Source organism: Legionella qingyii (assembly GCF_003184185.1).
In genome coordinates, this window is sequence record NZ_QHJG01000048.1 from 1 (window position 1) to 12,901 (window position 12,901).

The following is a 12,901-nucleotide window of genomic DNA, read 5'->3' on the forward strand; positions in this document are numbered from 1 at the left end:
ATTTGTAGATCCTTAAGAGTATAGTTAGACAAGATAAGAATTTGAAACTACTTTAGCGGGACGGGGACAAATCCCGTCGTACCAATAGCGATCAAAAATACATCATTTAAGTAACCCAATTTTTTCTATATTATATCAAAAATAACTGTCTCATTAGCTAAGAAACATGAGAAAAATTAGAGCAAACTGTAATAAATCATGGAATAAACTCCTAATATTACCCACAACGAGGATTTCATTATATACATTTTGTGTTATCACAACTCGGACTTAAAATATGTAAACAACTACGTCACATATTGTTAAAGATGCTTTTTCGTCTCCTCTACGAATTTCATATGGGTCTAAAGTAATTGTGTTAATAGTGGGGGTGTTTAGTTAGAGGAAATAGGAGCCAAAATAGATTCTTTTGTTAACTAATGTGCTACGATTTGTAAGAGCATTTTGTACCACAACTTAAATGAATAGGATAATTATGTTACCCTCTAAAACGAAATCTAGAGCGGACATCTTGCTCCCTAAACGTCAACTAATCGATAAATCAGCGAGTACTACAGAGTTAAAGTCTTCGACGATAAGTGTTTAATAATAAATTTCGATTTCTGTAGTTTTGAGAATTATGATTTCTATAATTCTACGAAGAATCGTATTAAGTAGTTAATCCTCCTAACCGACTTCAACCGCTTTACTATCTACTGGTTCCAGCATGAAAATTTCGATTTCGTCTCGCTTATTTAGATTCGTTACTGAGTATACCTTGCAACGCAATGTTAGATACCTTAAATGACTTAAATCGACTTTTAGTTCTCGGTCTATTCCGACTTGCTTTACTACGTTTATTTTATAATCTACTTCTTGATCGTAATTAATGGGTAGCGATAATACTCTTTCTCTTATGACTAAAAAGAAATCCTTTAAGTTATTGGAGAAATAAACCTCGTCCTCCATACGGTTATCTTAAAGGACTGCTGAGACAGATACTTATAGTTGTCTTCGGAAATTTAGTTTTTATTCATATTAAATTAATATGAACCACTGTTTTTGTTTATAGATAAAAACAGGCGTTTTATTCGTAAAAATATTAGAATACTATTTGACGTGAAAGAAAATGAAAATATCTTTAGGAATACAAACTTTATATATTTCTATTAGTGAAATAATACACGATACTTTTGGATTTGTTATCAAGACCTAAGTGAGTAAGTGAGAGATATTTCTTGAATTATTGTTTGTTCTGGTGTCCTTACACCCATCTAGGCTGAGTGTGTTCATGCCTACGCTTTGAAGACCTATTTTAAGATGCTAATGTTGATAACTTTGTTTGGGAATGAGTCCTACGTATACTTGTACTTCACCGAACGAAATATCTTGCTGAGTATCTTTTACCACCAATATGAACAGAACTCTAAAGTTCAAATTACTTTCTGCGTAATTCCGTAGTATTTCTGGGAGTCGTAAACAAACTTTGGTAATTTTTGCATCTACAAAGTATGTAAGCGTTACTTCTATAACTATCCAAGGTATTATAAGTTCTTTACTTTTTAAGACAACGTCTTAAATATTTTTGAGAATGGCTTAAGTAGCCATTAGAAAACAGACATGGTAGACTATGAAATCATTGTAGTTATAATCATTTTAAATTATAAATAGTTTTAGGATAACGACTACTACTCGGTTTACCTGGTTATTTATATTTTAGAAGTTAATAAATTTTAGAAGAAGATCTGCTCCTCCCGGCCCCATAACGGGGGAGAACAAACTATTGGTATTGCGTGATCGAATAGGAACTTAGCGATAATCTTACGTTTACCGACTACGGATTAATGATGGATTCTTCACCACAATATCAAAGAAAACTTAGTAACGAGAGATAAAGTCCCGAAAGTCTTAAGGGATACAGATCTCATTTTGAGAATCTTGTAAATAAACGAACCCAATACCATAGACTATTACGACACTCACCGCCTCGCAGGTATAAGAGTACTAGAACATCACGCACAAGTAAAAAAGGCCGAAATAAACGACCAAGATGTGCACGTAAAAGGGGAAACGCAACGGGTTATAGTAGAGGTATATCTAGAAAACTATAAACTAAGTTCTTGAAACGCTCGTATGATAGAACTATTCAAGATGAAGGCCCTATAAAAAGAAGTTGACGGGGTTAAGGTGGTCGAGCTTAGCAACGGTTGTATAGAAACGATTTTAGTAAAAATAAATATAAATCTACTCTTTACAGTACTTTTCATAGACTTCGTCTCGGAGCGGGATATGACATTCGCTCGTAGAACGGTCTACCTAGTATTTGATCTTGACGTTGTTAATCAAGTCCGAGAAGAAGAAGGAGAAGGAAAAAAACTCCAAATAAATATTTGTAACATAGAAGTTCACGAAGGAAAAGACTTAAGAGTAGTAAAAGGTTTAATAAATAGTTTAGAAAAAATTAAAGAAGAAGAGAAAGTTACTAATCTTAAAGGCGATTAACTAGGAGAAACAGATTTGATTGCTAGTAGACTTATATTCGGCGAAGGAACAACAAAAAAAGATTTAAGAGAACAAGATTCACACCCAACCTGTATTGTTACCGAGAGCCACTTATTTTTTGTTTATAATACATAATATTATCCAGTTTAACTCAAATAACAGATTTTGATCTTTTCCCTGGGATACAACAATTCCGGATAGCGCGGTTATTTTAACTCTTTTATCCCGAGAAATTTTCATTACTCAATATTAGCAAACCTAATAAATATCGCCAAAATCGACATAACTAAATAAACTAATGAGCACTACTTACTCAGTGTACAATAAAAACATCAAAACATCGGTCCCGAGGTACTATGCCTCGGGTGCTTGAGTCCTAAATTTGAGAGTACCCAAATATAAAAGTAACTACTAGAATCACACCTCCGCTAATTTCAAAGATTATGTAAAAAAAATGGGTATAGACGTCGATTACAATATCGGCTGTAGTACAGTGATAGTCGGTTTGTACCTAATCGAGGTAATGAATCTTCTTAAAGTTAGTTTAGGTACAGCAATAGTCCTATTTCAAAATGATGAAGCAAATCTTTATCTCATACAAATAAACAAAAAACCATAACTTCTCCCCTCAATTAATTAAGAAGTTTGACTATAAGTTTTTATAGTTATTCGAGAAATTAATAAAAAAGCCGACTAACGTTGGCTGGTGTAAAGTATATTCATTAACGGAACTGATCTAGAAGTCCATATAGAAGAAATTTTCTTCTGCCTAAACAAGACCTATAAGACTAAAATGACTTGTAATAATATTGGAGTATAATAAAAACAATTACTAATATTCTTGTAGGTTTAACATAGCTACCAAAATTAGAGTTACAGGCTCTTATATTTGGGTTAGTAGAAGGAAAACCCTGTACCTAGAATTTCACGATTTTAGATTTGTCGTTCATGAATTATTTTTATAGATACACCACTTTAAACTCGGCGGGTCGGCTGTTGATAGATAGATGGAAGGATATGTTTATTTAGCGAAAAAGTGGACGACTTTAATTCATTTTGAATTCAAATAGACGATAAAAAGCGAGGTTCATTTCTACTTACTCTTCACTTTGTTTATTGTAATTTTATCGCTAGCTCTAATTTTCTTTTCCGGAAACTCAACTGGGCCTTTTCTTTAGTATATACAAAAATGGTCGGGCTAACACGTCATCTATGTTACCTATCCAATAAGGAGGATTACGGTTGTGTTTATGTCACAGGGAGTACTATTTGAATGCTTATCTTTAATTTATCTTGTCCTTCATTTCTGTGGTATGTTGAGGGTGTCGTTATTTAGACAGATAGAGTCTTTGTGGTATTACGTTATATTTAGGTAGATAACGGAGGTATCGAGATTCACTCCTTTAATTTTCTCACTACCTCTCCTATTACTATACTTTGTGAACTATAGGCGGAGCACAACGCTCTTTTTTTTGTTAGGGCCGCTATTTTATACTTCTTATAAGTCCACTTTATTTGGTTGGATTCTTCTTACCAACAAATTTTTCATTCTTTGATTACCAATTATACTCGGTATATCAATAGGTTTGGGATATTATAAAATTTTCCAATGTGTGGTCGTTGTGTTTTTATTTCTTTATCTTAAACTAAAGATGAGGGTCTCAGGTTATCTGGGGTAGCTATAGAAGTTACGGTTTAGCACATAATTTTTCTCATTCTAACCGTTCGGTCATAAATTTTCATTAAACTGAACGTCACGGGAGTTCTTATTAACGATAATTTCGTCAATAGCTATGCGTTTGGGTTATACAACCTATATAAGATCATTAAGATCTTTATGATTTAACTTTTGATCACGCGGGTCTTCGTCTTCGTTTTTAGTGCTTTGGTGAATACTACTTCTTTTCCAGTTGCGGTTCCATGGGTTTAAATCACTTTAATATATCTGTTCATCGGTTTCGTCTCAAAAGGCATCTTAAAAGATATATAAAACGAACCATTACTATTTAGTACTGGCTTTCTCGACGTGTCTTCGCCTAATTTAGTTAAAGGGGTTTAGCAAGAAAGAGCGGTTGGTAAAGTATGAGGCTAAATTGGTAGGTTAAATTTACGATTCGACCGAAACGACGTATTGATAGCCAGGTAAATAGACAGTGATTAAAATCTACATAGCGATCGAAATAATCGCTATAGTAAAATAACTGATATGATGTTGGATATATCCAAAAGACGAAAAAAGAATTATAGGAAACTTACGTAGTTTGGAGGTTAAGCTGTCCGAAGCCGATTTCCATTAAATCTTCTCTGCTATTTTAATTATCTGTAGCAATTTTTTTGTCCCCCGTAACTACGCCGTCCTGAATCGTCGTTTGTTTGTCGAAATGTAGCACGTCGACTTTTCGTTATACTACATTAGTCATTAAATGAAAATGCTCGCCCACGATTAGGTTATAATGTTCTATTTCTACCTTTTTGTCGCGAATTAGAAATGAAACCGTTCTACGGAATAATTAATCCGTTCCATTTTGATCGGGCATAAATTTAGCTGTCGGTCGTTTATGTCTTCTTTTGGATTAATTTGTACGAACATAGCTTGAGAGATTCTGCTTATTCAGTTTTCTTATAAAATGTGAATGTGTTCTACCATTAGAATAAAAACGCCTGTTGGGTTAACTTAACGGTGTAAATAGTTACGGTAAGGTTCTTTTAAACAAAGTCGTTAAACCGTTAATAATCCGCCAAAAAATCGGAATATATAAGAGGAAAAAACTCACCCATTCTGCGTTTGTTTTTTTGTCGACTTTAACGACCCCGACCAAGTTTTATCTCCGCGTCATCTACCCTCCCCTGTAAATTTCCGGTATCAATTATGTGTCCGCAACAATAAAAATGTAGTGTCGCGTTCAGTTTAGGCGTATAGAATTCAGACTAATAAAACTATTAGTCTGGATTAATCTAAAGGCAAGTGTTGCAATCTATATACGTTATATAAATCGGTAATAGCAACCTCGCATTTATTACTTTCATGTCTTTTAGTTTAATTCAGGAACACTAAAGTCAACCGACCAAGAACTACTGTTAGTAAACGGCTAATTTGGTTAATGTCTAAAGTAAGCTATAGAATTATTACAACTATTCAGTGGCACATGGCAGGCTTCGATACGATTGGTAGACTTCGACAAAACCCTCAAGAACAGTCTTTTCGTTTATGTTACCAGATCTTATTTGAACCGTTTGAATCGGTCAAAACAACCGACCGATTCCTTATAGTTATCGTGGTTGGTCCATTAACTGGAAGTGCAGTTTATAGCGTAACTATTAGAGTTGCTTCATTCTTTGTTTTGTCCGAATTACTTATACATAAGTAATTGAAATTAAGGATACTCGGCGAGGCAATAAGTCGTCAGTTTTTTGATAAATCATAAGAGTCACTTTTTACATCGAAAATATAAGCAGGTGTGTACGAAGCAGTATGCGTACGAAGTAGCAACTAATTACGACCGACCCTATACCGCAACCATGTTGTTGCTAATCCAGTACGTTCGTATGTTTGTTGTTATTTGTGAATATGCGTATAACTATTATTCCGATACTTTGTTCGGAAATTCGTGATATAGAGGTGAGTCCTCTTACCGGTTACTTTCGTTATCGTATATTAGGTACATTGGTTAGTCTTATACTGCGGGATGAACTATTTCTACAAACCGACCGATCACTACATCCTAATTCGGGACGACGTACGGTTCCTCGTATAATAAATGGTAAAAGTTTACAATGATGATGCACCAATTTTTTTCGTCGGTACTTTAAGCATGCAAATGTCCGTCGTTGCTCTTCGAAAAGTTGAACATCTCCTATATATTCTTCAAAATTAGTAGACCTAAGAATGGAGGTTTGTGACCTTTAATCGAATCGGGGATTATTATAGTTGGCTCGTGAATATCAACTAAAATAAGCCAAAGATAGTAATTTTCCAAATTCGGGGTACTGGTCTCCGTATTGTAATTATTTGTAGTCCGATAAAATAGTCCAACGGAATGTTCTCCTTACCGATTTGACCGGTCGTTTCGGATAGTATAAACTAAGTCTAGAAGGAGCTGCGTGCTATTAACAGGGTGCCATGTAGTCGTTACTCCACGACCAAGTCAATTTTTACGTAGAATTACCTAATTGACTAACCTACGTCGCGAAACAATAGTAAAACTACCTTTGACCGTCCGCTTAATCACTTCAAACGGTAGAGTTAAAATTGACAGACCTTTTTCTATTACTACCACTAACCAAAGAATCTCATTTACTTTTATTTGAATTTTCCCAAGCGAATTAAGGATAGAGATTTCGAACGCAACTACGACAATACCGGGTCGTTCTTATGAACTCTGTTTGTCGGAGGTCTAACGTCAAAGAAAAGGGTCCTACGCAGCATAGTTTTAGGGGATGACAGAGTCGCGGGGTATAATTGTCTCAAAATTTGTTCGAACGGCAACTTTTCTTATAATAACTATGGTTGCCCCACCATACCTTCAAGAGAAGTGTAGTTAAATCCGTGTGCTATCCATGGGTCTACTATTTAAGACCACACGGTGTCCATTACCAAGTTGTAATAGAACCGGTACTCAGTGGACTCTACTGACGTGCGATACGGGTATAAGTATTACTTTGATACTTCCGACGAAAATGACTAATAGTCCTCTTCGAATATCTATAGGTTCCGTTCCAATTTAGGAGGCTGCTAGTCTAATTACGCGCAACCGAATTCTTTTTATAATACTGGGTTCGGGACGGGTTACCGAATACGCGGGAAGGAGAGTGGGTTGTTTTTACGGGGGTACGATTACGGACAAATTGGACGCGTGTGAAATCTTGTAGTTTCGTCATAGAATTTGTCGTATTTAGGGTCGACCTGCTTTGACGATTTCAGTAACTTTTACGTTTTGTTTTACCGACCGTTGCTTAACAACTCTACTTATGACTTCATCGGTCGTTGAATTTCAATTAATAATCATGTAACCTTTTAATTTCGCTACTTATTTCCGTGTCTTTTAGTTTAATTCCGAGATTTCCTTCGTCGTGCACCTTTTGCCCGACGATGATAACTTGCCCAAAATCATCGAAATTTTCGATACCTTCTTGTTAGTAATGGATAATTAAAACTTAGTCAACGTTCAAAACGATTCCAAAGTTTTTGGACCAACATACGTAGACTACTTTATTTTCTTAATTAATAATTTCGGTTTTTACTTCTACCCATATTAGAAATATACTTTTTGGTTCGACGGTTTAATTAGTGATTTCTATTCCTTTAATCACATGAGTAGTTCGTTTTGTTTTACAACTCCGTCCTTTAACTACTTAATTTTTTTGTTGAGCTTCATCGTATACGACGCGAAATATTTTTTCTTCTAATCAAGTTAACATCATGAAATTGGAACACAACTATTTTGGTGAGAGTTAAATAGAGCATCAAAATAGTTGTGTCCCAATTGGGAGTTATCAATCCGGATAGAGTTTTAATATAGCCGTATAAAAAGACCACGGCAAAAAAATAGATTAGGGTTCAGAAGAAAGTTTGCTCGACCAACTACGAGTCGACATTTTTTACTTCGATATCATAATCATTTTATAACCGCCCCGTTTATTCCAAAAGGGTTTACGCTTATTCAACCAAACGGAAGGTTGTGCCGAACTAAGTCATCGCGTGGTCCATGGCGAACACGCTAAGATAGACGTCGTCTACGTCGGAGTAAGGGGCATTATAATTGGGAATTTTTTCGTGAGACCATTTATCCTAGTAATTACCAATTAAGTCCATGAAATTAGGCTGGGTGTTATGATAGACCATTTTATTAAAATTTAACTAGCAAATAGAGTCCTACAAAAGCTATCTAGAAATTTTAGAGACGATTTATTTGTAGGTTTAAAACATACGGCCCTACCTCTGGTTCTGCTTGAACGTACAAGCCTACGAAAAAATTGAGACAATTATTTGTTAGGTTTTTCGGACTTAGCTAAAGTTGACCAACTCACCACGACGAATACTTACGATTACTAAATAGACCACTTTGGGCATTTCAGAGAAACTCGAGGAACCCCGAAAAACATGAAGGTCTCGGACCATATATTCGTAACAGTTATGAATTTACAGGTCACTGCTTATCTGATAGTGGTCCTTGGACTTTTAGAAGAAATCGACACAGGTTTCCCTATCGGGTAAATTGTAACCTAAAAAACGGATTCCTTCTATGTACTAAGGTATTCGTTACCAATAGACCGAACTTGTATTTGAGTATTCGGTAATTATGACCTTATAACTCTCTGAGACGGTTGACCTTACCTTAAAGTAACAAATGTCTACCATGAGGTTTTATCCTTATTAGTTAGACAACCGAAACTTATATAACGGGATGGTATAATTAAACAACAAATCAATTGTTGGGAAGTCCTTTCCTCAGACTCAATCTAACCTCTTAAAGTTCTTCACTATAAAATAATTGATTACTACTACTAACCTTCGATAGGTGTGCAACAACTCGTCGAAACCAATCACTTTATTCTTGCCAAAAAACAGCCTGTAGTACGAGATCTCGTAATTAGCAAAAATTTCGATTCAGACATAGTGGATGTGATGATTGTTTTTTACGATAAAAGTATTATGAAGGTTATTCAGCACCTCGTGTTTTTTTCCTGTAAAATGTTAAAAAATGATACAATAAAGTTATTATTCTGACTTACAAAATGTCAGATTTAAGTAATTCTATATAAAAATTATAGATAACTTGAATTTGTTTACAGACTCTATATAAATGATGGATTAGCAATACTTGCAACACTTGCTGTAGGAGAACCAAGAAAATTATATCTATTAGTCTGAATTTAATTAACATCATAAGTATCATAAGTTACTATCTTTAATTCGCATATAAGCGCAAGAAGTAACTCCATAAAATACTTTCAGGTTTTTTAATTTAACTCAAGAATACTACAGTGTACCTATCAAGAACTACTGTTGGTGAACGGCTAATTTGGGTAATGGCTCAAACAAGCGATAGATTTATTACATCTGTTCAGTGGCACATGTCACTTTTCGATACACATAACGAACTTCAATAAAACCCTAATAAATCGACTATTTGTTGAATTAACCGTTTGGTAATTGGAACGTTCGAATCGACCTAAACACCCGACCAATTCTGTCAGTTTTCTTGGTTGAGGCTATCAACTAGATGTACTTTAGGTTCGCCGTTCTTTTGGACGGTGATATTTGCAATAAGACCCGACGAATAGATCAAAAATAGCGAAAGTATTGGTTGAACCATTGTGTCTACAATTTCAGTGACTTTGTCATTTGAATGGGTTATTAGCTATATTTCGTGAAAACGTAGTACAAATATTCTTATTTGGAAGTGAGACAGTTAGTTTGATAAAAACTTGTCAAGATATCTGAGCGACGTACTCAAGCGGGTTTTATTTAAACCGAATGCGGACAACATTTAAAACGCTGTTTGGGGAACCGTATGGTATTCCTTGATAATAAATTCTGTTTCTTATTGATAGACTTAGAAGTAGAAGTCTTGATCTCAGTCGAGGTATAAGTCTAAGCCTACGTCTTAACAGGGATAGTTTTATAAGTAAGTTTGTATTCAATTTATTTGTAGCAAGACTTATTCTGTCTAAAACCACTTACATTAGTTTTAGTTGTGGCAGGAGTAGTCGTATGAAATTCTAATTTAGTCCGTGTAGCCCGCGAAGTAGGTTATGTTACAGTCAGTATAGTAGTCATCAATTTGTTGCTTATACTAATCGTAGAAGAAATACGTCTAAATAGTTAACAAGGTTCCTTATTGGAAGCGATTCACCAAAAAGGTCCAATAATTTGAGTTTGTCCAGTCGGTCGAGCAGCGTTAGTTTCCTTCGCTATAGTAGTTATCTTTCTACGACTAAAAGGTTCTCGAGGTCCTTAACGAGTAACGGTTCTTTTAGGTCGTATAGTCGTCTTTTACTATTCTAACAACAATTTTGTAGCCGTAGTAGGAGTTATCGTCGCTAGTGAAGCAGGACTGTTTACTCTGGATTGACAAGCGACCAATTTAGTCAATTAACTCGATTTCACTGAAGTAAAAGTCGCTATCGACTGTTGTTTGTTAGTGTTACTTAATTAAGATAAAAAAGTTTTAGATATCTGAATTTTAGTCATTCACTTATGGGTAAGAACTCATTATCAAATTTTACGGCGACGTGTATTGCTTAGAAAAAGAGAAGAAGTAGTTTATGGAGTGCCGACTACCAAAAGTTCTGGAATGGGGCCGGTAGCCGTTACCAAAATATATCTCATGCAAGCCGAAGTTATTATCTCCGGTCCGCAAATAATCGTCACCAGCCGCATAGTCCGTTTAGTTTTGATTTTATCGGCAAAAGTAGGGACATTTAGTTTTGTGATAAAGCAAGAGAACGGTTTGAAACGCGGAATAGTTGGTCCGCATGGAGTAATTTACGCCTATTTATCAGGGGATCACTGAATTAATGTAAAAAGGCAAGAAGTCATACTCCTCGTACGAAAAATTCACGAAGAACGTGACGATCTATGTAGAGAAATAATTACGGCATAAATACTACTTTATAGCAAAATATTCTTGGTGATTTCCTGCCTATAAACCGAAACTTTACTATTCGCTGAGCTAGAAGTCCGTACATCCGGTTTTTCCTACAAAGTGCAAGCCGTTGCTAATGTAAGGGGTTTCACTAGTCGGGGAAAAATTTATTCCTACATTCTACGCTACCGAATACGACACGTATTAGCGAATTTCCTACGTTTGAGTTTATGTGAAATGGACTCATTCCCGCAAGTCGTGCGTTTAAGAGAGAGGTCGCGCCTGCATTTGCGAGTAGAAATACCGGAAGCATATTAAAATGTGGTTTGCGTATAAAATTACGTACTAATCCTTGTAGTGACCAACTCTCATTCCCCGCGAGGGACGAGAGGTCTATTGGGCGTTCTTATGACAAAGAAAAAAAGTTAAGTCGTAGATCGGTCGATCCTTTAGGTAGCATTAGACGACTCATAACAAAAACATTGTCATTTTTGTCTAAAACTATACGCATGGGTAACTTTCTTGTTCCTAGCGAAAGGACGTAAAGTTAGTTATTCAAAACATAATGGTGTCGTCGAACCCAATTTACATGTACTTTTAGCCCTAATAGAACGAGAAATAACTCGTATAGTGCTATGGGAAGATGAGGAAGACGTAATTTTTGACGTGACCTTATAACGCCAAAGGGGTAAAGTAGGTAAAGTGCTACACGAGCGGCTCGAAGCCGTAGGGTAGCTGAACAATGCATTACTTAGGGCGCTATAACTCGCTGATCTTTGAACCATAAATTACTACGATTTTTGAGTAGCAATTGACTGACCGGTCGGAAATTCGCTAGTAATTATCGTAAGTTTAGCGAAAACCGAACAGAAGCGCGCTTTAATGATCCTGCAGCCTACAGTCGAGAGTTAAACCCACACCATAGCAAGTGAACGAATACTAAAAACTTACGGCACTTTTTAAATGGACGAACTCGTCATAATGCTATTTATAATCGGACGTCTAGAAAGCGAAGTGCAAGAAAAAACCCACAAAAATATTTGAGAACAAGGAGCAGTGACAGACTTAGTAGTCTATTTGTAAGTGATATTATACAAAATCGTTCACAAAGAACAACTCGTTCGTCAGACGATTTTATTAAGTCGCTTGCCAAGAACGAAACTCCGGCGTTAAATAACTATCGCCGTGCATTCGACTCCGTTCCAAGAAGGCAATTTAGTACTGCGTAGCTAAGTATCTACATAAATAGTTAATTACGTATTTCCTGCAGTAGTCTAAAAAGGCTCACTCCGTTTTATATTTTAAGCGGGAAATTTTTATCTATTACTGCACATCAGCAAACGTATAGTATTAGAAACTGTTTGAGGTAAAATTTTCTAGCACCTTACTAGAGGGGGAGAACCCACGTAAACGATATGTTAAGTTCTAGACAAAATAACTCATTGTCTCTTAGAAGTTAGACAAAAAATTAGAGATTTAATCGGAAAAAAAATAGGAAACAAAAATTTAGTAAGTCTACAAAATTGTCAAACAACATAAGGAGAAAAAAACTCCATAGCATAAAAAACCAGTCCCTATAGTTGTACTTTTAACCATGAGATTCAAACTTATTCTTTTTTCCTCGCTAACATAAAGTAAATTTTCCGTTTATTGTTCGTGGAACTAAAGACTAACTAGCGAGTTACTGGAATGTCCGTTGCTTGATCTCGAAAACCTGACTTTCTAGTGGACCCATAAGGACCCGCCGCAAAGATGACCTTTAGTTTTCTATTTTCTTGGGTATTATAAGTAAACAAACTTGTCCCTAGTTGTCTTTAAAATGCAGTATATAA

The 12,901-nt window shown here is 35.5% G+C and carries 1 protein-coding gene; it reads left to right on the plus strand.

The features are described 5' to 3' along the window. The first annotated feature begins 2,268 nt into the window (after window positions 1-2,268). Complete coding sequence (locus DGG96_RS19115) at window positions 2,269-2,481, plus strand: hypothetical protein (protein ID WP_133249347.1); 213 nt, start codon at window positions 2,269-2,271, stop codon at window positions 2,479-2,481. Window positions 2,482-12,901 lie beyond the last annotated feature (10,420 nt).

Bases quoted from the DNA above. Each gene is read 5' to 3' on its own strand.
- DGG96_RS19115 (WP_133249347.1), top strand. From the start codon at position 2,269: ATGACATTCGCTCGTAGAACGGTCTACCTAGTATTTGATCTTGACGTT.